Here is a 20863-nt window from a genome sequence, read left to right on the forward strand (position 1 = left end):
AATCCGGGCCGCGCGACTACGCGCTCAATGCGGCAATTTCATCAAACAGCGAACGGCTAATGGTCACCCCGGATCGTTCGCTCTGCGCACGGCAGAGATAGCGGCGTTCGCCGGGTAACCTGGCGCCTTGTGCCTGCATGTTGGTAAACAGCGTCTGCGCCCGGGCCAGGTGCGCATCGGCCTCCGCCCCAAGAAAACGTTGCGGATCCAGCGCCAGAATCAGCTCCCCGCCGTAGGGCAGGCCGCCCGCACCGTTATCCCAGGCCAGCGACTCCGCGCTGGTCATATCGCCAATCAGCGGCCCGGCCAACAGTTCCACCATCGCCGCCAGCGCCGAGCCTTTATAGCCACCGAAGGTCAGCATCGCCCCGGACAGGACTTCCCCGGCATCCGTGGTTGGCTGGCCCTGGCTGTCGATTCCCCACCCTTCCGGCAGCGATTTTCCGGCGCGCTGATGCAGCTGGATCTCACCGCGTGCCGCCACGCTGGTCGCCATATCAAAAATAAACGGCGGCGCCTCGCCCCGCGGCCAGCCAAAGGCGATGGGATTGGTGCCAAACAGCGGCAAAGTACCGCCGGCTGGCGCCACCCAGGCATGGCCCGGCGTACAGGCCAGCCCGACCAGGCCGGCCTCGGTTAAGGGTTCGATATCGGCAAACAGCGCCGAAAAATGCACACAGCGGTTGATCGCCAGCGCGGCGATCCCGCTATGACGCGCCTTCTCCACCAGCAGCGGCAGCGCCCGCTCAAACGCCAGTAACGAAAAGGCACCGCCGGCGTCGACCCGGACAATCCCCGGCGCCCGGTCGTCAATCTGCGGTTCGGCATCGGGAGACACCTTACCTTTATGCAAGGTGGCAATAATCCCCAGCAGCCGCCACAGGCCGTGGGAAGCGCAGCCATCGCGCTCCCCGCCGGTCACGTTGCGCGCCACTGCCGCCGCGTGTTCCTCACTGAATCCATTGCTGCTCAGCGCCCGCATTGCCAGCGCATAAGCTTCGGGTAACGAAAGGGTTACCGTTTCCATGACCTTCTCCTCTACTCTTCTTCGTCTCCGCTAAAGTTAGCCTGGGGAAGACAACTGCGCGCGCCCCAGTAATAAATGCCCAGCGACATTACCGCCACTATCACCGTATCCCAGGGATGGGGCAACGCATTAATCCCTCCAAAACTGCCGGCCCAGGAAAAGAGCATAATCAGCGCGTAGAAGACAATCAGCCACAGCGAAGACTTCACCTGCTGCGCCAGGCTGACGGTATGTACCGGCACCTTGCTTTTGCACAGGATGTAGACCACAAACATGACGATCTGCAGCCCCAGCAGCCAGGAGAGCGTGTTCCAGCCGGACCAGTAGACGATCAGCGCCGAGATCATAAACGACACCGGGCCAATGATAGCGAACGCCCGCACGCGGAACGGACGCGGCAGATCCGGCGCATTGCGACGCAGCCCGGCAGCGGTGACCGGCGCAATCGCATAGCTCAGCACCAGCGCCGCCGACACCACGCTAATCAGTTGCTCCCAGGAAGGGAACGGCAGCGTCCAGAAAATCGACAGGCCAAAGGTCAGCCACAACGCCGGACGCGGGATCCCGGACTCCTTATCAATGTAGGTAAAAGCTTTAAAAAAGGTCCCGGCTTTCGCCCAGCCGTAGATCACGCGCGGCGTGGCGTTCATATAGATATTGCCCGTGCCGCTCGGCGAGATAATCGCATCGCTGATGACCATAAAGGCCAGCCAGCCCATCCCCAACGTAATCGCGATGTCACGATACGGCAGCGAGAACTGTTTGCTCACCTCCGCCCAGCCGCCGCTTAACATCTCCGTCGGAATACTGCCGAGAAACGCCAGCTGCAGCAGCACGTAGATAATGGTCGACAGCACCACCGACAGAATCAGCGCTACCGGGATGGTGCGCTGCGGGTTCTGCACCTCGCTGGCGACGGAGATAATCGGCGTCAGCCCCAGATAGGCAAAAATGATCCCCCCGGCGCTGATCGCCGCTTCCACACCGGACATGCCGAACGGGGCAATCCCCTGAGCATGCAGGTTTTCCGGCTTAAAGAAGGTGAAGAGCGTGATGACCACCAGCAGCGGAACGAGGAACTTCAGCACGCTGATAAAGTTGTTCGAACGGGCGAAGGTTTTGACGCTGTAGTAGTTCAGACTGAAGAAAAAGCACAGCAGCAGAAACTGCACCACCCAGCCCAGCAGGGTTGGCGAGCTGGAACCCGGTTGCGTCAGCGCCGGGAACCAGGCCGCGGCATACTGACGGGCGGCGACGATCTCGATCGAAATCAGGCTTGAAAAGGCGATCAGCGTAATGAAACCCAGCAGATAGCCCATCAGCTCGCCGTGGGAAAAGACCGGATAACGGATAATCCCTCCGGCACGCGGCAGCGCCGCCCCCAGTTCGCAGTAGACAATCCCCAGCAGCAGCACCGCCACGCCGCCAATCACCCAGGAGGCGATGCCGGCCGGTCCGGCGATCGACGCCACGTGGCTGGCGGCAAATAACCATCCGGAACCAAAAATCGCCCCCAGGCCAATAAACGTCAGATCGGTTAACGTCAGTTGCTTTTTAAACTTACCCGACTCAGCCACGCGGGTTTGACTGTTATGCGTAGAGTGAATAGTCATCGTGATGCCCTTGCGTCAACATGAAGGGGAAATGGCTTCCCGGGTCCACTGGCCGTTCACCAGGCGCAGCAGGTTCAAAGGGTTAGCATCCTGCAAGGCCGGTGGCAGCAACGCGGCGGGGGCGTTCTGCAAGCAAACCGGTCGGAGAAAACGCTCTATCGCCCGGGTCCCTACCGAGGTGCCACGCGCATCGGTGGTCGCCGGCCAGGGGCCGCCGTGCACCATCGCATCGCACACTTCCACACCGGTGGGGTAGCCGTTAAACAGCACCCGCCCGGCTTTTTCACTGAGCAGCGGCAACAGTCGCCCCGCCAGCAGGCGATCGTCCGCATCCGCATGCAACGTGGCGGTCAGCTGTCCCTGTAGCGCGTTGACCACAGCCATCAGTTGGGCCTCATCCGCCACTTCCACCAGCACGGAGAGCGGGCCAAACACTTCGCGATGCAGCAGACTATCCGGCTCCAGCAGCTGTTCCGCCGTCGCCAGATACAGCAGCGCCTGCGCCTGTTGAGCGCCGGGCGCTATCCCACTAGCCAGCCGCTGTACGCCCGGACAAGCATCGAGGGCATCCACTCCGGCGTGATAGTGCTGCAGCGTCGGCGCGTTGAGTAACACCTGGGCAGGAGCCGCCTGCACCTGCTCGCACAGCGCCGCTTTCAGTGCCGTCAGCCCTTCCCCCTTGAGCGCCAGAATCAGCCCGGGGCGGGTACAAAACTGCCCGCCGCCGAGGGTAAACGACCCCACCAGCGCGTGTGCCAGCGACGTCGCCCGCACGGCCAGCGCCTGCGGTAAAATAATCAGCGGGTTAATCGCCGACATTTCGGCAAACAATGGGATCGGCTGAGGACGCTGCTGCGCCAGCTGGTACAGCGCTTTGCCCCCCGCCAGCGAGCCGGTGAACCCCACCGCCTGGATCGCCGGATGACGCACCAGATCGGCGCCAATATCGTGACCAAAAATCATATTGAAGACGCCGCCGGGTAAGCCGCATTTCTCAACCGCCCGGACGATGGCCTGCGCCGTCTGTTCCGCGGTAGCCATATGTCCCGGATGCGCTTTCACCACCACCGGGCAGCCGGCCGCCAGCGCCGAAGCGGTATCGCCGCCGGCGGTAGAGAACGCCAGCGGGAAGTTGCTGGCGCCGAACACCGCCACCGGGCCTAACGCACTCTGGAACTGCCGCAGATCCGGGCGCGGCAGGGGCTGACGTTCTGGCAGCGCGGTATCAATGCGCACTCCAAGAAAATCGCCGCGCCGCAGCACGTCGGCAAACAGCCGCAGCTGGCCGCTGGTGCGCGCCCGCTCGCCCTGCAGACGTGGCAATGGCAGCGCCGTCTCGGCGTGGGCCAGGGCAAAAAACGCCTCCCCCAGCCCGTCCAGCTCATCGGCTATGGTGTCGAGAAAATGCGCCCGCTGCTCTGGCGAAGTCGCGGAATAGACGCTAAACGCCTGCGCCGCCGCTTCTGCCGCCAGCGCGGCCTCCTCCCGGGAGGCCGAATAAAAACGCTGGCCAGTGGTCTCGCCATCCGCCGCCCGCAGGCTCAGCAGCGTGGCTTCACCGCTGGCTATACGACGGCCGGCAATAAACTGCCGCCCCGCCGTCATCGCTGTGTCGCTCATCATTGCCCCCTGACTCACAGGCCTACATCCGGCAGCACAGGACGCGTTGCCAGCGCCTGTTCCACAATCTTCACGACCTGCTGACGGGTTTCCCCTTCCAGCGCCAGACGTGGCGGACGGGTCACCTCGCTACCACGGCCCAGCAACGCTTCGCACAGCTTGATGCACTGCACCAGGTCCGGACGCGCATCGAGATGCAGCAGCGGCATAAACCAACGATACAGCGCCATCGCTTCGTCATAGCGTTTCTGCACGGCCAGACGGAACAGCGTCTCGCCTTCGCGTGGGAAGGCATTCGACATGCCGGAAATCCACCCTTCGGCTCCCACGGCAATGCTCTCCACCACCACATCGTCGAGACCGGCAAACAGCACGAAGCGGTCGCCCACGGTATTGCGCAGGTCGATGAAGCGGCGGGTATCGCCGGAGGAGTCTTTGAAGCAGACGATGTTGTCGCAGTCGGCCAGGGTGGCGAGGATGTCCGGCGTCACGTCGTTTTTGTAAATCGGCGGGTTGTTATAAACCATAATCGGCAGGTCGGTGGCGGAGGCCACGCTGCGGAAATGGGCGGCGGTTTCATGCGGTTTTGATGAGTAGACCAGCGCTGGCATCACCATAATCCCGTCGACGCCCACCCGCTCAGCCTCTTTCGCCATCTTCTGGGCAAAGGCGGTGGTGAACTCCGCAACGCCGGCGATCACCGGGATTTTGCCGCCCGCGGCATCCTTCGCCACTTCGATAATCTGCAGTTTTTCTGCGGTGGTCAGCGAGGTGTTTTCGCCGACGCTGCCGCACACCACCAGCCCGGACACGCCGTCTTTGACCAGGTTTTTCATCACCGCATGGGTGGCGTCTAAATCGAGGGAGTAATCTTGACGAAACTGCGTGCTGACTGCCGGAAATACGCCGCTCCAGTGAATCGCTTTATTGCTCATGCTCGGTTCCTTGTCGTCATTTTGTTAAGTCGAAGTGAATGAATGGTGAATTTTCACTGACAGATTGACGTTTCATGGACCCGGCGGCTTGTCGGTTTTCTTCCAATACGATGACGAAATTAGCACAATCGCTAAAAGTGTGAGCCGGCGATTACCCCGCCAGCGTCAGGCGGAAATCACGCGGCGTGGAGCCGGTCATCGCCTTAAATTGACGGCTGAACGCGCTGTGATCGGTATAGCCACACTGCAGCGCAATGTCGGTAATTGGCGTCTCTCCCGCCAGCAGTTCGGTGGCTTTTTCGAGACGAACTTTGTGGATCATCTGCCGGGGCGTGAGGTGAAAGATCCGTTTGCAGTAGCGTTCGATCTGCGCCACCGACATGCCACTTAATCCCGTCAGCTCCTCCATTGAGATCGGTCGATGATAGTGGCGGCGAATATGATCGTCGACGATCGCCAGCCGCTGCCACGCCGGATGGCGGGCATGCGCTTCCTGCAGATCGTGGGAGATCCCCGCCATACCGATCACCTGGCCGTGAATATCGCGCAGCGCCAGCTTTTGCGTCATGCACCAGCCGCGCTCGCGCCCGTTATAGAGGTGCATTTCCAGCTGGTCGCGCAGGGTCACGCCCTCTTTGAGCACCCGCAGATCCTGTTCGGTATAGCCCTGCCCCAGCGCCGATGGAAAGACGTCGGCCGAGGTTTTACCCAGCAGCGAGGTGACGCTTTTAAAGCCGCAGCGGCGGGCCAGCGTCAGGTTTGCCAGCAGATAGCGCGCCTGGGCATCTTTGATGAAAAAAACCACGTTGGGGATCGCATTCAACAGCGGCGCGATTAGCGCCAGCGCATTGAGCAATGCCGGCATATTTTCCGGACGTTGACGCGCCAGCCCTTCACAAATCTGACTCAGCTCATCGACGGCCAGATCCGTCGTGTCAGCCGGAGCAGACTCCGGTGCAGCAGCAGTAACGCAGAACATAAGACTTCCTCATGGCGGGTGACGGGAGGATATTTATTCACATACCAGTAACACATCAAGCAGCAACACCGCGTTTTGCGATCCTGACTGCGGATTCTGCTTTCCCCTTAATACGTCGCTGGCGTTCTGACGACTTTCGGTTTACCACAGCATTAAGTGAATGATTAATAATAAATAATTATGATTACCACGAGTAAGCAAGCACGGTGATTATGCTAATTTCGTCATTTTCTTTGATGAAAGCGCTCAAGCAGGAGACGGAATGTTGCGCCAGCATGATGAAACATACTGTTAACTTTCGGAGCGCATCATGACTGTGCCACGCCACGCTATTGAACTCAGGGCCATCGATTCTCATACCGGCGGCGAGCCGACCCGGCTGATTGTCGACGGCTTTCCGGACCTCGGCGACGGCAGCATGGCCCAGCGCCGCGAACGCTTTGCCCGCGACTTCGACCACTGGCGTCAGGCCGTTATCCTTGAGCCGCGCGGCAACGATGTGCTGGTCGGCGCGCTGCTGTGTAAACCCGTCTCTCCCGAGGCAACGGCAGGCGTGATTTTCTTCAACAACGCCGGTTTCCTGAACATGTGCGGGCATGGCACCATCGGGCTTATCGCCTCGCTGGCGTGGCTTGGGCGGATCCAGCCCGGCACGCATCTGATTGAAACGCCGGTAGGCAACGTCAGCGCCACGTTGCATGAAGATGGCAGCGTATCGGTGGAAAACGTCCCGGCCCGGCGCTGGAAAAAACAGATCAGCCTCAGCACCGCGGTGGGGACCGTCACCGGCGATATCGCCTGGGGCGGCAACTGGTTTTTCCTCATCAACGATCACCCTTTTACCCTCGAACCGGCACAGATCCCGGCCCTCACCGATTATGCGTGGGCGGTACGTGAAGGGCTGGAGGCCGCCGGGATCCGCGGCGATGACGGCGGCGAGATCGACCATATCGAACTGTTTGCCGACGACGCCGAGGCCGATAGCCGCAGCTTTGTGCTCTGTCCGGGGAAAGCCTGGGATCGCTCGCCCTGCGGCACCGGAACCAGCGCCAAGCTGGCCTGCCTGGCAGAGGACGGCAAGCTCCAGCCCGGTGAACGCTGGCATCAGGCCAGTATTATCGGCAGCCAGTTTAGCGCCCACTATGCCCGTCGCGACGGCGAGATTATTCCCACGATCCGCGGTGCAGCCTGGGTGTGTGGCGATACGCGCTTGATCCTCAACCCGGACGATCCCTTCTGCTGGGGGATCGTGCCGTGAACCACTGCGATGTCATCGTGATCGGCGCCGGGATCGTCGGCGCCGCCTGCGCCTGGCAGCTGGCGAAACGCGGGCAGAGCGTGATCCTGCTTGACGATCGCCAGCCGGGAGCCACCGCGGCCGGCATGGGACATCTGGTGTGTATGGACGACGATCCCGCCGAACTGGCGCTCTCCGCCTGGTCGCTGGCGCGCTGGCGCACCCTGACTCCGCGAATGCCCGAGCGCTGCGCCTGGCGCGGCTGCGGTACTTTATGGCTGGCGGAAACAGCGCAGGAGCTGGAGATTGCCCAGGAAAAACAGCGGCGCATGGCGGAATACCAGGCCACCAGCGAAATGCAGACGCCCGCACAGTTGATGCAGCGCGAACCGCAGCTGCGAGCAGGATTGCACGGCGGGCTGTGGGTTCCCGGCGACGGCATCGTGTATGCCCCCGAAGTCGCCCGCTGGTTTATTGCCGACGCCGGAGACAACCTGACCTGCCTGACAGAAGGCGCCACAGAGCTCGACGAACCGACGGTGGTGCTGAGCAGCGGAAAACGGCTGCGGGCCGCGGCGATCGTGGTCGCCTGCGGGCTTAACGCCAACGCGCTGCTGGCGGAAAACTGGCTGCGGCCCAAGAAAGGCCAGCTGGCGATCACCGACCGCTATGGCCCGTTGCTCCACCACCAACTGGTCGAACTGGGCTACGGCGCCAGCGCCCACGGCGGCGGCACCTCGGTGGCGTTCAACGTTCAGCCGCGGCCCACCGGCCAGCTGCTGATCGGCTCGTCGCGACAGTTTGATACCACAGAACGCCAGCTCGATTTACCGTTGCTGGCGCAGATGCTCGACCGCGCCAGGCACTTCCTGCCGGCGCTGGGCGAGCTCAATATTATCCGCTGCTGGAGCGGCTTTCGCGCCGCCTCCCAGGATGGCAATCCCCTGATTGGCCCGCACCCGACGCGCCGCGGAGTGTGGCTGGCGCTGGGTCATGAAGGGCTTGGCGTCACTACCGCGCCTGCCAGCGCAGAGCTGCTCGCCGCCCAGCTGTTGGGCGAACGCTGCCCGCTCGCCCCGGACGCCTGGCTGCCGGAGCGCCTGCTGAAGAAAGAGGCTATCGCATGAGTGAAACTATCCCGGTGGTGATTGAAGGCGAACGCTGTGAAGTGCCGCCAGGCATCAGCGTCGCGGCGGCGCTGGCGTTAACCGCAGATCCCACCACCCGGGTGGCCGTCGGCGGTCAGTCCCGCGCCCCTTTTTGCGGCATGGGCATTTGCCAGGAGTGCCGGGTGACCGTCAACGGGCGGCGGATGCTGGCCTGTCAGACGCTGTGCCAGCCGGAAATGACCATTGAAAGGAGTCCCCATGCAAGCGCTGCGTTGTGACATATTAATTCTCGGCGGCGGACCGGCAGGCCTGGCCGCCGCGCTGGCAGCCGCCTCCTGCGATAAACAGGTGGTGATCCTCGACGATAACCCGCTCCCCGGCGGGCAAATCTGGCGCGATGGCCCGCAGGTCGCCCTTCCCGCCCTGGCGCATCGCTACCGTGCGGCCGTTGCCGCCGCGCCCAACATCACCATGCTGAACGGCGCCCGACTCATCGCCCGTCCGTCAGCCTGCAGCGTGCTGTTTGAAACCGCAGAGACCAGCGGGATTGTTGAGTGGCAAAAACTGATCCTCTGCTGCGGGGCGCGGGAGCTCTCGCTGCCGTTCCCCGGCTGGACCTTACCCGGCGTCACCGGCGCCGGCGGACTGCAGGCGCAAATCAAACATGGCCTGACAGTCCAGGGCCAGAAGGTGGTGATCGCCGGCAGCGGCCCGCTGCTGCTGGCGGTGGCCAACACGGTGACCAACAGCGGCGGCGAGGTGCAGCAGATCGTCGAGCAGGCTGAGCTCAGCGCGTTGGTGCGTTTTGGCGCGGGCCTGTGGCGCTGGCCGGAAAAACTCCGCCAGCTGGCGACGCTCGCCCCGCGGCGCTATCTCAGCGGCGGCCAGGTGATCCGCGCTCACGGAGAGACGCAGCTGGAAGCGGTGACGCTGCGCCACCGGGGAATTGAGCGGACGATCCCCTGCCAACGGCTGGCGATCGGCTATGGCCTGGTGCCTAATATTGAAACCGCGCTGCTCTTCGGCTGTGCGGTTGCCGACGACGCCGTTGAGGTCAATTGCTGGCAGCAGACCAGCGTCGCGGAGATCTATGCCGCCGGCGAATGCACCGGCTTTGGCGGCAGCGAACTGGCGTTGATCGAAGGCGAAATTGCCGGCTATGCCTGCGCCGATGCCGGTGAGCAGGCTCAGGCAGGCTTTGCCCGCCGCGCACGCTGGCAGCGCTTTGCCGACGCGGTAAACCGCACTTTTGCCCTGCCGGACAGCCTGAAAAGCGCCGCCACCGCGGATAGCCTGCTGTGCCGCTGCGAGGATGTCCGCTGCGGCGAAGTGGCCGATGCCGAAAGCTGGCAGCAGGCCAAGCTGAGCCGCCGCTGCGGCATGGGCGCCTGTCAGGGCAGAACCTGCGCGGCCTCCGCCCGCTGGCTGTACGGCTGGCCGTTACCGCAGCCGCGAGAGCCGCTCTCTCCCGCCCGAGCCGAAACGCTGATTGCGTTAGCCGGACACCGCACCGAACGCTGACCTACTCCTCTTCGTCACCGCGCCCGGCCTGCTGACCGCCGCCGAGCGCAATAAACTCCTCCAGTAACCCGGTCAGTTGCTGCATTTTTTCCCGGGTGAACTGGGCTTCAATCTGGCGGTAAGCCTCTTCTACCTGCGCCTGCGCGCTTTCGTACAGCTTGTTGCCCGCCGGCGTCAGCGACACGTACAGCTTGCGCTGATCGTTAACCGGCTTGAGGCGCAGCACCAGGCCGTCACGCTCCATGCGGGTCAAAATACCGGTCAGGCTCGGGCGCAATATACAGGCGCGAAACGCCAGATCGTGAAAGTCCATCGACGGGTTTTCCGCGAGGATACGCACAATACGCCACTGTTGTTCGGTGAGATTATGGCGTTTGACGATCGGCCGGAAATGGCCCATCGCGGCTTCCCGCGCCTGCAACAGCGCAATGGTTAACGAATCATGCATTACATATCCCCACGGTCACACACTCAATTCTATTAATAAGTTAATAATTAGCGCCTATCCTGCCATGACGCAACCGGTTTCTGCACCTGAAAAGTACCAGTCTTCGGCGTTTAATTTGATAACAACATGATTATAAACAAATAAAATTTTCAGGTGTAAATTTATTGTTAATCAGATCACAAAACATTCACTTCTGTTTGCCAAACCTTCTCACAAGGAATAAAAGATGATCATTAACATATTAATGAATGACACTTAGCATCCGACATCCGTACCAGAGGAGTGGTGAATGAAAGGTACTATCTTCGCCGTTGCGCTCAACCATCGTAGCCAGCTCGACGCCTGGCGCGATGCGTTCCAACAGGCCCCTTACAAAACGCCGCCGAAGACCGCGGTCTGGTTTATCAAACCTCGTAATACCGTGATTGGTAGCGGCGAGGCGATCCCACATCCACAGGGCGAAATCGTGCAGAGCGGCGCCACCGTGGCGCTGATTGTCGGCAAAACCGCGCGCCAGGTTCCCGTTTCTGAAGCCGGGGCGTTTATTGCCGGCTATGCCCTGGCCAATGACGTCAGCCTGCCGGAAGAGAGCTTCTACCGCCCGGCGATCAAAGCGAAATGTCGCGATGGTTTCTGCCCGATCGGCGCTCTGGCCCCGGTACACAACGTGGACAATCTGACCATCGTCACCGAAATCAACGGCCGCGAAGCGGACAGCTGGAACACCGGCGATCTACAGCGTAACGCCGCCGAACTGTTAAGCGCGTTGAGCGAGTTCGCCACCCTGAACCCCGGCGATGCCATTCTGATCGGCACCCCACATACCCGCGTGACGCTGCAGCCAGGCGACCGCGTCCGGATCCTCGCCGCAGGATTTCCAACGCTGGAAAACCCGGTGGTCGCAGAAGGAGAGCTGGCATGAAACAGGCACGTATTGAATGGCAAGGCCAGCGCTACGACGTCCAGGTTGATGAACGTGAGCAGGTGCGCCTCAGCGATGGCACCCTGCTGCAGGCAGGCGAATTCCGTTGGCTGCCTCCCGCTGACGGCACCCTGTTCGCGCTGGGTCTGAACTATGCCGATCACGCCAGCGAGCTGGAGTTTACGCCGCCGGAAGAGCCGCTGGTCTTTATCAAAGCGCCGAACACCTTTATCGGTCATCAGCAAGAATCGGTGCGCCCGGACAACGTCGAGTACATGCATTACGAAGCCGAACTGGTGGTGGTGATGGGTAAAACCGCGCGCCACGTCAGCGAGGCTGACGCCATGGACTACGTCGCCGGCTATACCGTCTGCAACGACTACGCCATCCGCGATTACCTGGAAAACTACTATCGTCCGAACCTGCGGGTGAAAAGCCGCGATACCTTAACCCCTATCGGGCCGTGGATCGTGGCGAAAGAGACGATCCCGGATCCGCATAACCTGACCCTGCGCACCTGGGTCAACGGCGAACTGCGCCAGCAGGGCACCACGGCGGATCTGATCTTCAGCGTCCCGTTCCTGATCGCGTACCTGAGCGAATTTATGACCCTGCAACCCGGCGACATGATCGCCACCGGCACGCCGAAAGGGCTGTCCGATGTGGTGCCGGGTGACGAGGTGATCGTCGAAGTCGAAGGCGTCGGCCGTCTGGTCAACCGCATCATCAGCCAGCAGGCGTATGAGGAGAAGCTGTCATGAAAAAAATAAACCATTGGATTAACGGCAAAAATGTCGCGGGCACCGAGTATTTCCATACCACCAACCCGGCGACCGGCGAAGTGCTGGCGGAAGTCGCCTCCGGCGGTGAAGCCGAAGTAAATCAGGCCGTGGCCGCCGCCAAAGAAGCGTTCCCGAAATGGGCTAATCTGCCGATGAAAGAGCGCGCGCGTCTGATGCGCCGCCTGGGGGATCTGATCGATCGCGACGTCCCGGAGATCGCGGCCATGGAAACCGCCGACACCGGCCTGCCGATCCATCAAACCAAAAACGTGTTGATCCCGCGCGCGTCGCACAACTTCGAGTTTTTCGCCGAAGTGTGCCAGCAGATGAACGGCAAGACCTACCCGGTTGACGACAAGATGCTCAACTACACCCTCGTGCAGCCGGTTGGCGTGTGTGCGCTGGTGTCGCCGTGGAACGTGCCGTTTATGACCGCCACCTGGAAGGTTGCCCCGTGCCTGGCGCTGGGCAATACCGCCGTGCTGAAGATGTCCGAACTGTCGCCGCTGACCGCCGATCGTCTGGGCGAGCTGGCGCTAGAAGCAGGTATTCCGGCCGGCGTGCTTAATGTGGTGCAGGGCTACGGCGCCAGCGCTGGCGATGCGCTGGTTCGTCACCATGACATCCGTGCCGTGTCGTTTACCGGCGGCACCGCCACCGGGCGCAACATCATGAAAAACGCCGGGCTGAAAAAGTATTCGATGGAGCTGGGCGGCAAATCACCGGTGCTGATTTTTGAAGATGCCGATATCGAGCGCGCGCTGGATGCCGCGCTGTTCACCATCTTCTCGATCAACGGTGAGCGCTGCACCGCCGGCTCGCGCATTTTCATTCAGCAGAGCATCTACCCGGAGTTCGTTAAACGCTTTGCGGAACGCGCTAACCGCCTGCGGGTCGGCGATCCGACCGATCCAACGACCCAGGTCGGGGCGCTGATCAGCCAGCAGCACTGGGAGAAAGTCTCCGGCTACATCCGCCTGGGGATCGAAGAAGGCGCCACTCTGCTGGCCGGCGGCCCGGACAAACCGTCCGACCTGCCTGCCCATCTGAAAAACGGCAACTTCCTGCGCCCGACGGTGCTGGCGGATGTCGATAACCGGATGCGCGTCGCGCAGGAAGAGATTTTTGGCCCGGTGGCGTGCCTGCTGCCGTTCAAAGACGAAGCGGAAGGGCTGCGCCTGGCAAACGACATTGAGTACGGCCTGGCCTCCTACATCTGGACTCAGGACATCAGCAAGGTTCTGCGCCTGGCGCGGGGTATCGAAGCCGGCATGGTGTTCGTCAACACCCAGAACGTCCGCGATCTGCGCCAGCCGTTTGGCGGCGTGAAAGCCTCCGGTACCGGTCGTGAAGGCGGCGAGTACAGCTTTGAGGTGTTCGCCGAAATGAAGAACGTCTGCATTTCCATGGGTGACCATCCGATCCCGAAATGGGGCGTGTAACCGTCATCCGTCGAGCCGCGTCAACGTTGACTGCGGCTCAAACTATTCAGGTTATGTAAGGAGAACACCGCATGGGAACATTAGCCTTAGCTGCCAAAATCACTCACGTGCCGTCGATGTACCTCTCAGAACTGCCGGGGAAAAACCATGGTTGCCGTCAGGCGGCCATCGACGGTCATAAAGAAATTGGCAAGCGCTGCCGCGAAATGGGCGTCGATACCATTATCGTTTTCGATACCCACTGGCTGGTTAACAGCGCCTACCACATTAACTGCGCCGACCATTTTAAAGGCGTCTACACCAGCAACGAACTGCCGCACTTTATCCGCGACATGACCTATGACTACGACGGTAACCCGGAGCTGGGTCAGCTGATTGCTGACGAAGCGGTCAAGCTGGGCGTGCGCGCCAAAGCGCACAACATCCCCAGCCTGAAGCTGGAGTACGGCACCCTGGTGCCGATGCGCTACATGAACAGCGATAAACATTTCAAAGTGGTGTCGATCTCCGCGTTCTGCACCGTTCACGATTTTGCCGACAGCCGCAAGCTGGGCGAAGCCATCGTCAAGGCCATCGAACAGTACGACGGGACCGTTGCGGTATTCGCCAGTGGCTCGCTGTCGCACCGCTTTATCGACGACCAGCGCGCCGAAGAAGGGATGAACAGCTACACCCGCGAATTTGACCATCAGATGGATGAACGGGTGGTGAAGCTGTGGCGTGAAGGCAAGTTCAAAGAGTTCTGCACCATGCTGCCGGAGTACGCCGACTACTGCTACGGCGAAGGCAATATGCACGACACGGTGATGCTGCTTGGGGTGCTCGGCTGGGATAAATACGACGGCAAGGTGGAGTTTATTACCGACCTGTTCGCCAGCTCCGGCACCGGCCAGGTCAACGCCGTGTTCCCGCTTCCGGCCCAGGCGTAAGGAGCCTTTATGCCGCACTTTATCGCCGAATGTAGCGACAACATCCGCGAACAAGCCGATTTACCCGGCCTGTTCGCCCAGGTGAACCAGGCGCTGGCCGCCACCGGCATCTTCCCGATTGGCGGGATCCGCAGCCGCGCCCACTGGCTGGATACCTGGCAGATGGCCGACGGAAAGCACGATTACGCCTTTGTGCACATGACCTTAAAAATCGGCAGCGGGCGCAGCCTGGAGAGCCGACAGGAAGTGGGCGAAATGCTGTTTGGGCTGATCAAAGCCCACTTCGCCGCCCTGATGGAAAGCCGCTATCTGGCGCTCTCCTTCGAGATTGAAGAGCTGCACCCGACGCTGAACTACAAACAGAACAACGTGCACGCGCTCTTTAAATAGCGCCCGAAGCCGGTCCCGGCGGCGATTCGCCGGGCTACCCGATGATGCCCATTTTCCGGTAATGCTACAGGAAGCCACTATGCTTGATAAACAGACCCGCACGCTGATCGCCCAACGGCTGAATCAGGCCGAAAAACAGCGTGAACAGATCCGCGCGATCTCCCTGGATTACCCATCGATCACCATTGAGGACGCTTACGCCGTCCAGCGCGAGTGGGTCGAGATGAAGATCGCCGAAGGCCGGGTGCTCAAGGGCCATAAGATCGGCCTGACCTCCAAAGCGATGCAGGCCAGTTCGCAAATCAGCGAACCGGACTACGGCGCGCTGCTCGACGATATGTTCTTCCACGACGGCAGCGATATTCCTACCGACCGCTTTATCGTGCCGCGCATTGAAGTTGAACTGGCTTTCGTGCTGGCGAAACCGCTGCGCGGGCCGAACTGCACGCTGTTCGACGTCTATAACGCCACCGATTACGTGATCCCGGCGCTGGAGCTGATCGACGCCCGCTGCCACAACATCGATCCTGAAACCCAGCGCCCACGCAAAGTGTTCGACACCATCTCCGATAACGCCGCCAACGCCGGGGTGATCCTTGGCGGTCGGCCGATTAAACCCGATGAGCTGGATCTGCGCTGGATCTCCGCGCTGATGTATCGCAACGGAGTCATCGAAGAGACCGGCGTTGCCGCAGGCGTGCTGAATCACCCGGCCAATGGCGTCGCCTGGCTGGCGAATAAGCTGGCAGCCCACGACGTTCAGCTGGAAGCCGGGCAGATTATCCTCGGCGGCTCGTTTACCCGTCCGGTACCGGCGCGCAAGGGCGACACCTTCCACGTCGATTACGGCAACATGGGCGCGATTAGCTGCCGCTTTGTGTAAGGGGAAAGAGATGAACAACACCTTTAAAGAAGCGCTCCAGGCCGGGCGCCCGCAAATCGGATTGTGGCTGGGGCTGTGCAGCAGCTACAGCGCCGAGCTGCTGGCCGGGGCCGGATTCGACTGGCTGCTGATCGACGGCGAACACGCGCCAAACAACGTTCAGACCGTACTGACCCAGCTCCAGGCCATCGCGCCTTACCCCAGCCAGCCGGTGGTGCGCCCGTCGTGGAACGACCCGGTGCAAATCAAACAGCTGCTGGATGTTGGCGCGCAAACCCTGCTGGTGCCGATGGTACAAAACGCTGACGAAGCGCGGCTGGCGGTGAAAGCCACCCGCTATCCACCAGCCGGTATTCGCGGCGTGGGCAGCGCCCTGGCGCGGGCTTCCCGCTGGAACCGTGTCCCGAACTATCTCCAGCAGGCCAACGATGCCATGTGCGTGCTGGTGCAGATTGAGACCCGCGAGGCGTTAAAAAATCTACCGCAGATCCTCGACGTGGAAGGGGTCGACGGGGTGTTTATCGGCCCGGCGGATCTCAGTGCCGATATGGGATTCGGCGGCAACCCGCAGCACCCGGAAGTACAGGCGGCCATTGAAAGCGCCATCGTCCAGATTCGCCAGGCAGGCAAAGCCCCGGGCATTCTGATGGCAAACGAGCAACTGGCAAAACGCTATCTCGAACTCGGCGCGCTGTTTGTCGCCGTTGGCGTAGATACCACCCTGCTGGCCCGCGGTGCAGAAGCGCTGGCGGCACGCTTTATCGACGCAGCAACCACCACAACCGATAACAATAAATCCGTCTATTAAACGGATAATGTGGAGCGCATTATGACAACCTCAACCCTGCAAAATAGTGAGAATAACGCCCCCGAACAACGGGTGATAAAGAAGCTGTTCCGTCGTCTCATTACGTTCCTGTTTGTGCTCTTTGTCTTCTCGTTTCTCGACCGTATCAACATCGGCTTCGCCGGCCTGACGATGGGCAAAGACCTCGGTCTGACCTCCACCATGTTCGGCCTTGCCGCCACGCTGTTTTACGTCACCTACGTGATGTGTGGGATCCCCAGTAATATGATGCTGGCGAAGGTCGGCGCTCGCCGCTGGATCGCCGGGATCATGGTGGTGTGGGGGATTGCCTCAACCTGTACGATGTTCGCCACCAACCCGCATACGCTTTATCTTCTGCGGATGCTGGTGGGCATTGCCGAGGCCGGTTTCCTGCCGGGGATCCTCGTCTATCTGACCTGGTGGTTCCCGGCCTATCACCGCGCCCGCGCTAACGCCCTGTTTATGATAGCGATGCCGGTGACCATGATGCTCGGATCAATCCTCTCGGGCTATATTCTGGCGCTCGACGGCCTGTGGAACCTGAAGGGCTGGCAGTGGCTGTTCCTGCTGGAAGGGCTACCGTCAGTGGTGCTTGGCGTCGTCACCTGGTTCTACCTGAACGATACCCCGGATCAGGCCAGCTGGCTGGATCAGGAGGAGAAGCAGGCGCTGAAAACCATGATTGAGCGCGAGCGGGAAAGCGCCACCGTGCTGCCGACCTCGGGCCGCTCGACGCTGCGCGAAGTGCTGACGCCGGCGGTGCTGATGTACACCCTCGCCTACTTCTGCCTGACCAATACCCTGAGCGCGATTAATATCTGGACCCCGCAGATCCTGCAAAGCTTCAACACCGGTAGCAGCAACATTGTGATCGGCCTGCTGGCGGCGATCCCCCAGTTCTGTACCATCTTCGGGATGCTGTGGTGGAGCCGGCGATCCGACCGGCGTAAAGAGCGCAAGATGCACACCATCCTGCCCTATCTGTTCGCCGCTGCCGGCTGGCTGCTGGCCTCTGCCACCAACCACAGCCTGGTTCAGCTCATCGGCATCATCATGGCGTCCGTCGGCTCCTTTACCGCGATGGCGATTTTCTGGACCACGCCGGATCGGGTGATTAGCCTGCAATCCCGGGCGGTGGCGCTGGCGGTGATCAACGCCATCGGCAACATTGGATCCGCCGTCAGTCCGCTGTTGATCGGCATCCTGCGCGACACCACCGGCAGCTTTAGCTCCGGGCTGTGGTTTGTCGCCGGACTGCTGATCGTCGGTGCGCTGGTGCTGACCAGGATCCCAATGAGCCAGCGGGATGATGCCGCGGCGGCGGCCGGACTTGCCGCACAGAAAAGCCATTAAGGAGTACGTATGTGCCAGCCCTCCATCGCGAATATCGATATCAACAAAGATTACGATGAGAGTCTGGGGACCGAAGACGTGCACTACCAGTCGTTTGCCCGTATGGCGGCCTTTTTTGGCCGCGATATGCAGGCGCATCGGCACGATCGGTACTTTCAGATGCATTTTCTCGATACCGGGCAGATTGAGCTGCAGCTCGACGATCACCGCTACTCGGTGCAGGCGCCGCTGTTTGTCCTGACGCCGCCGTCGGTGCCGCACGCGTTTATCACCGAGTCCGACAGCGACGGGCATGTGTTGACGGTGCATGAGGATCTGATCTGGCCGCTGCTGGAAGTGCTCTACCCCGGCACCCGGGAAGCCTTCGGCCTACCGGGTATGTGCCTGTCGCTGGCCGATAAACCCGATGAGCTGACGGCGCTGGCGCACTACTGGCAGCTGATTAAACGCGAGTCGACGTCACAGCTGGCCGGGCGTGAACATACTCTGGCGCTGCTGGCGCAGGCGGTGTTCACGCTACTGCTGCGCAACGCCCGGCTCGACGATCATGCCGCCAGCGGGATGCGCGGCGAACTGAAGCTGTTTCAGCGTTTTAACCAGATGATCGACAGCCACTACCACCAGCACTGGACGGTGCCGGACTATGCCAATGAGCTGCATGTCACCGAATCAAGGCTGACCGATATCTGCCGCCGCTTTGCCAACCGGCCGCCAAAGCGGCTGATCTTCGACCGTCAGCTGCGCGAAGCTAAACGGCTGCTGCTGTTTTCCGATAGCGCGGTCAACGAGATTGCCTGGCAGCTCGGCTTTAAAGACCCGGCCTATTTCGCCCGCTTTTTTAACCGCCTGGTGGGTTGCTCACCGAGCGCGTACAGAACGCAAAAAGTCCCGGTATCTTAAGACCCCCCGGAGGCGGTGCTGCGCACCTGTCCGGGCTACCACCGATGCCAACTCCGGGGGAAATGTCCCGGATGGCGGCCCGCGGCCTGATCCGGGTTACCTACCAGCACCAGTCCGTAGCCCGGTCAGCGCAGCGCCGCCGGGGAAAACAGGGGCCTCCAGGCTGAAAACATCGCCTGGATCACAGAACCAAACCCAGCATGAAAAGTACCTGCCGTTGACCCAAAAGTCTCTTCACGAAACCGCGTTTAACCGCTTCAATTGAACAACAAAAAAAATACATAAATTTAACATTTTATCCCTTGAAAGCGTTCGGCTACCGCCACTCTACGGCGTCCGACGCAGGACGGGAGATTCCGATAAATACTGAAGAGGCCCCTATGAAACCTGAAGATTTCCGCGCAGACGCTAAACGCCCGTTAACCGGTGAAGAGTACCTGAAGAGCCTGCAGGACGGCCGCGAAATTTACATCTACGGCGAGCGCGTCAAGGATGTCACCACGCATCCGGCATTCCGCAACGCCGCCGCCTCCGTCGGACAGTTGTACGACGCCCTGCACAAACCGGAGCTGCAGGATTCGCTGTGCTGGAACACCGATACCGGTAGCGGCGGCTATACCCATAAATTCTTCCGCGTGGCAAAAAGCGCCGACGACCTGCGCCAGCAGCGCGACGCCATCGCCGAATGGTCCCGCCTGAGCTACGGCTGGATGGGCCGCACCCCGGATTACAAAGCCGCCTTCGGCTGTGCTCTCGGCGCTAACCCGGCGTTTTACGGCCAGTTCGAGCAGAACGCCCGCAACTGGTACACCCGCATTCAGGAAACCGGCCTGTACTTTAACCACGCGATCGTCAACCCGCCGATCGACCGCCATAAACCCGCCGACGAAGTGAAAGACGTCTACATCAAGCTGGAAAAAGAGACCGACGCCGGGATCATCGTCAGCGGCGCAAAAGTGGTGGCCACCAACTCGGCGCTGACCCACTACAACATGATCGGGTTTGGCTCTGCTCAGGTGATGGGTGAGAATCCGGACTTCGCCCTGATGTTCGTCGCCCCGATGGATGCCGAAGGCGTGAAGCTCATCTCCCGCGCCTCTTACGAGATGGTCGCCGGCGCCACCGGATCGCCATACGACTATCCGCTCTCCAGCCGTTTTGACGAAAACGACGCGATCCTGGTGATGGATAAAGTGCTGATCCCGTGGGAAAACGTGCTGATCTATCGCGACTTCGATCGCTGCCGTCGCTGGACCATGGAAGGGGGCTTTGCCCGTATGTATCCGCTGCAGGCCTGCGTGCGTCTGGCGGTCAAACTCGACTTTATCACCGCCCTGCTCAAGCGCTCTCTGGAATGTACCGGCACCATGGAATTCCGCGGCGTGCAGGCCGACCTCGGGGAAGTCGTCGCGTGGCGCAATATGTTCTGGGCGCTGAGCGACTCGATGTGTTCAGAAGCCACCCCATGGGTGAACGGTGCCTGGCTGCCGGATCATGCGGCGCTGCAAACCTACCGCGTGATGGCGCCGATGGCCTACGCCAAGATCAAAAATATCATCGAGCGTAACGTCACCAGCGGCCTGATCTACCTGCCTTCCAGCGCCCGCGATCTGAATAACCCGCAGATCGACCAGTACCTGGCAAAATATGTCCGCGGATCTAACGGTATGGATCACGTCGAACGTATCAAGATCCTCAAACTGATGTGGGACGCCATCGGCAGCGAATTCGGCGGCCGTCATGAACTGTATGAAATCAACTACTCCGGGAGCCAGGACGAGATCCGCCTGCAGTGCCTGCGTCAGGCACAAAGCTCCGGCAATATGGACAAAATGATGGCCATGGTCGACCGTTGTCTGTCCGAGTACGACCAGCACGGCTGGACGGTGCCGCACCTGCACAACAACTCTGATATCAATATGTTGGATAAGCTGCTGAAGTAAT

20 protein-coding genes are annotated in these 20863 nt (G+C 61.0%); 14 read left to right on the forward strand and 6 right to left on the reverse strand.

Annotated elements, in window-relative coordinates:
- Positions 1-16: 16 nt before the first annotated feature.
- The 5 genes from EDF82_RS22135 to EDF82_RS22155 all read right to left on the reverse strand — a co-directional run bounded on the left by EDF82_RS22135 (position 17) and on the right by EDF82_RS22155 (position 6174).
- Positions 17-1027, reverse strand: coding sequence for an Ldh family oxidoreductase (locus EDF82_RS22135; protein WP_123757637.1), 1011 nt, complete (start codon positions 1025-1027; stop codon positions 17-19).
- Between the two features lie 11 nt (positions 1028-1038).
- Positions 1039-2640, reverse strand: coding sequence for an APC family permease (locus tag EDF82_RS22140; RefSeq protein WP_123757638.1), 1602 nt, complete (start codon positions 2638-2640; stop codon positions 1039-1041).
- Between the two features lie 15 nt (positions 2641-2655).
- Positions 2656-4260: an aldehyde dehydrogenase (NADP(+)) gene (locus tag EDF82_RS22145; RefSeq protein ID WP_123757639.1), complete on the reverse strand. Its 1605-nt coding sequence runs from the start codon at positions 4258-4260 to the stop codon at positions 2656-2658.
- Positions 4261-4274: 14 nt separating this feature from the next.
- Positions 4275-5195 carry a dihydrodipicolinate synthase family protein gene (locus EDF82_RS22150; RefSeq protein WP_123757640.1) on the reverse strand — a complete coding sequence of 307 codons (921 nt, stop codon included), beginning with the start codon at positions 5193-5195 and terminating at the stop codon, positions 4275-4277.
- A 151-nt stretch (positions 5196-5346) separates the two neighbouring features.
- Entirely contained in the window at positions 5347-6174 is an 828-nt protein-coding gene (locus EDF82_RS22155) for an AraC family transcriptional regulator (protein ID WP_123757641.1), read from the reverse strand.
- Positions 6175-6484: 310 nt separating this feature from the next.
- Between EDF82_RS22155 and EDF82_RS22160 the strand changes: the two genes are divergently transcribed.
- From EDF82_RS22160 to EDF82_RS22175, 4 genes are read left to right on the forward strand one after another with little or no spacing between them, the layout of a single operon-like run.
- Complete coding sequence (locus EDF82_RS22160) at positions 6485-7432, forward strand: 4-hydroxyproline epimerase (protein ID WP_123757642.1); 948 nt, start codon at positions 6485-6487, stop codon at positions 7430-7432.
- The gene (locus EDF82_RS22165) at positions 7429-8538 is read left to right on the forward strand and encodes an FAD-binding oxidoreductase (protein ID WP_123757643.1); all 1110 of its coding nucleotides are present in this window, start codon (positions 7429-7431) and stop codon (positions 8536-8538) included. The genes EDF82_RS22160 and EDF82_RS22165 overlap by 4 nt, the downstream gene beginning before the upstream one ends.
- Positions 8535-8798 carry a 2Fe-2S iron-sulfur cluster-binding protein gene (locus EDF82_RS22170; RefSeq protein WP_123757644.1) on the forward strand — a complete coding sequence of 88 codons (264 nt, stop codon included), beginning with the start codon at positions 8535-8537 and terminating at the stop codon, positions 8796-8798. The genes EDF82_RS22165 and EDF82_RS22170 overlap by 4 nt, the downstream gene beginning before the upstream one ends.
- Positions 8779-10041, forward strand: a complete 1263-nt coding sequence (locus EDF82_RS22175; RefSeq protein ID WP_123757645.1) for an FAD/NAD(P)-binding oxidoreductase — start codon at positions 8779-8781, stop codon at positions 10039-10041. Before EDF82_RS22170 ends, EDF82_RS22175 begins: the two co-directional genes overlap by 20 nt.
- Before the next feature lies 1 nt (position 10042).
- Here EDF82_RS22175 and hpaR read toward each other — a convergent pair whose 3' ends face one another.
- Positions 10043-10489 (reverse strand): homoprotocatechuate degradation operon regulator HpaR, encoded by a 447-nt coding sequence (gene hpaR / locus EDF82_RS22180; protein ID WP_123757646.1) that lies wholly within the window; start codon positions 10487-10489, stop codon positions 10043-10045.
- 289 nt (positions 10490-10778) lie between these two features.
- Between hpaR and EDF82_RS22190 the strand changes: the two genes are divergently transcribed.
- The 10 genes from EDF82_RS22190 to hpaB all read left to right on the forward strand — a co-directional run bounded on the left by EDF82_RS22190 (position 10779) and on the right by hpaB (position 20862).
- A complete protein-coding gene (locus EDF82_RS22190; protein ID WP_123757647.1) occupies positions 10779-11411 on the forward strand; it encodes a fumarylacetoacetate hydrolase family protein in 633 nt (210 codons plus the stop codon).
- Complete coding sequence (locus EDF82_RS22195) at positions 11408-12172, forward strand: fumarylacetoacetate hydrolase family protein (protein WP_123757648.1); 765 nt, start codon at positions 11408-11410, stop codon at positions 12170-12172. The genes EDF82_RS22190 and EDF82_RS22195 overlap by 4 nt, the downstream gene beginning before the upstream one ends.
- The gene (hpaE, locus tag EDF82_RS22200; protein ID WP_123757649.1) at positions 12169-13635 is read left to right on the forward strand and encodes a 5-carboxymethyl-2-hydroxymuconate semialdehyde dehydrogenase; all 1467 of its coding nucleotides are present in this window, start codon (positions 12169-12171) and stop codon (positions 13633-13635) included. Before EDF82_RS22195 ends, hpaE begins: the two co-directional genes overlap by 4 nt.
- 71 nt (positions 13636-13706) lie before the next feature.
- Positions 13707-14564 (forward strand): 3,4-dihydroxyphenylacetate 2,3-dioxygenase, encoded by an 858-nt coding sequence (gene hpaD, locus EDF82_RS22205; protein ID WP_123757650.1) that lies wholly within the window; start codon positions 13707-13709, stop codon positions 14562-14564.
- A 9-nt stretch (positions 14565-14573) separates the two neighbouring features.
- Positions 14574-14954 carry a 5-carboxymethyl-2-hydroxymuconate Delta-isomerase gene (locus EDF82_RS22210; RefSeq protein WP_123757651.1) on the forward strand — a complete coding sequence of 127 codons (381 nt, stop codon included), beginning with the start codon at positions 14574-14576 and terminating at the stop codon, positions 14952-14954.
- A gap of 79 nt (positions 14955-15033) precedes the next feature.
- Positions 15034-15837, forward strand: a complete 804-nt coding sequence (gene hpaH, locus EDF82_RS22215) for a 2-oxo-hept-4-ene-1,7-dioate hydratase (RefSeq protein ID WP_123757652.1) — start codon at positions 15034-15036, stop codon at positions 15835-15837.
- A 10-nt stretch (positions 15838-15847) separates the two neighbouring features.
- Positions 15848-16645, forward strand: a complete 798-nt coding sequence (gene hpaI, locus EDF82_RS22220) for a 4-hydroxy-2-oxoheptanedioate aldolase (protein WP_123757653.1) — start codon at positions 15848-15850, stop codon at positions 16643-16645.
- A 21-nt stretch (positions 16646-16666) separates the two neighbouring features.
- On the forward strand, positions 16667-18019 hold the full coding sequence (gene hpaX, locus EDF82_RS22225) for a 4-hydroxyphenylacetate permease (RefSeq protein WP_123757654.1): 1353 nt from the start codon (positions 16667-16669) through the stop codon (positions 18017-18019).
- A 9-nt stretch (positions 18020-18028) separates the two neighbouring features.
- A complete protein-coding gene (gene hpaA, locus EDF82_RS22230; protein ID WP_123757655.1) occupies positions 18029-18919 on the forward strand; it encodes a 4-hydroxyphenylacetate catabolism regulatory protein HpaA in 891 nt (296 codons plus the stop codon).
- 380 nt (positions 18920-19299) lie between these two features.
- On the forward strand, positions 19300-20862 hold the full coding sequence (hpaB, locus tag EDF82_RS22235) for a 4-hydroxyphenylacetate 3-monooxygenase, oxygenase component (RefSeq protein ID WP_123757656.1): 1563 nt from the start codon (positions 19300-19302) through the stop codon (positions 20860-20862).
- Position 20863 lies beyond the last annotated feature (1 nt).

Origin of the sequence: Klebsiella sp. BIGb0399, from assembly GCF_003752615.1 — a bacterium.
Classification (GTDB): domain Bacteria; phylum Pseudomonadota; class Gammaproteobacteria; order Enterobacterales; family Enterobacteriaceae; genus Klebsiella; species Klebsiella lignicola.

What these genes read in the sequence shown, in the direction of transcription:
- EDF82_RS22135 (WP_123757637.1), bottom strand. Translation starts at nt 1,027, where the DNA reads ATGGAAACGGTAACCCTTTCGTTACCCGAAGCTTATGCGCTGGCAATG.
- EDF82_RS22140 (WP_123757638.1), bottom strand. Translation starts at nt 2,640, where the DNA reads ATGACTATTCACTCTACGCATAACAGTCAAACCCGCGTGGCTGAGTCG.
- EDF82_RS22145 (WP_123757639.1), bottom strand. Translation starts at nt 4,260, where the DNA reads ATGAGCGACACAGCGATGACGGCGGGGCGGCAGTTTATTGCCGGCCGT.
- EDF82_RS22150 (WP_123757640.1), bottom strand. Translation starts at nt 5,195, where the DNA reads ATGAGCAATAAAGCGATTCACTGGAGCGGCGTATTTCCGGCAGTCAGC.
- EDF82_RS22155 (WP_123757641.1), bottom strand. Translation starts at nt 6,174, where the DNA reads ATGTTCTGCGTTACTGCTGCTGCACCGGAGTCTGCTCCGGCTGACACG.
- EDF82_RS22160 (WP_123757642.1), top strand. Translation starts at nt 6,485, where the DNA reads ATGACTGTGCCACGCCACGCTATTGAACTCAGGGCCATCGATTCTCAT.
- EDF82_RS22170 (WP_123757644.1), top strand. Translation starts at nt 8,535, where the DNA reads ATGAGTGAAACTATCCCGGTGGTGATTGAAGGCGAACGCTGTGAAGTG.
- EDF82_RS22175 (WP_123757645.1), top strand. Translation starts at nt 8,779, where the DNA reads ATGCAAGCGCTGCGTTGTGACATATTAATTCTCGGCGGCGGACCGGCA.
- hpaR (WP_123757646.1), bottom strand. Translation starts at nt 10,489, where the DNA reads ATGCATGATTCGTTAACCATTGCGCTGTTGCAGGCGCGGGAAGCCGCG.
- EDF82_RS22190 (WP_123757647.1), top strand. Translation starts at nt 10,779, where the DNA reads ATGAAAGGTACTATCTTCGCCGTTGCGCTCAACCATCGTAGCCAGCTC.
- EDF82_RS22195 (WP_123757648.1), top strand. Translation starts at nt 11,408, where the DNA reads ATGAAACAGGCACGTATTGAATGGCAAGGCCAGCGCTACGACGTCCAG.
- hpaE (WP_123757649.1), top strand. Translation starts at nt 12,169, where the DNA reads ATGAAAAAAATAAACCATTGGATTAACGGCAAAAATGTCGCGGGCACC.
- hpaD (WP_123757650.1), top strand. Translation starts at nt 13,707, where the DNA reads ATGGGAACATTAGCCTTAGCTGCCAAAATCACTCACGTGCCGTCGATG.
- EDF82_RS22210 (WP_123757651.1), top strand. Translation starts at nt 14,574, where the DNA reads ATGCCGCACTTTATCGCCGAATGTAGCGACAACATCCGCGAACAAGCC.
- hpaH (WP_123757652.1), top strand. Translation starts at nt 15,034, where the DNA reads ATGCTTGATAAACAGACCCGCACGCTGATCGCCCAACGGCTGAATCAG.
- hpaI (WP_123757653.1), top strand. Translation starts at nt 15,848, where the DNA reads ATGAACAACACCTTTAAAGAAGCGCTCCAGGCCGGGCGCCCGCAAATC.
- hpaX (WP_123757654.1), top strand. Translation starts at nt 16,667, where the DNA reads ATGACAACCTCAACCCTGCAAAATAGTGAGAATAACGCCCCCGAACAA.
- hpaA (WP_123757655.1), top strand. Translation starts at nt 18,029, where the DNA reads ATGTGCCAGCCCTCCATCGCGAATATCGATATCAACAAAGATTACGAT.
- hpaB (WP_123757656.1), top strand. Translation starts at nt 19,300, where the DNA reads ATGAAACCTGAAGATTTCCGCGCAGACGCTAAACGCCCGTTAACCGGT.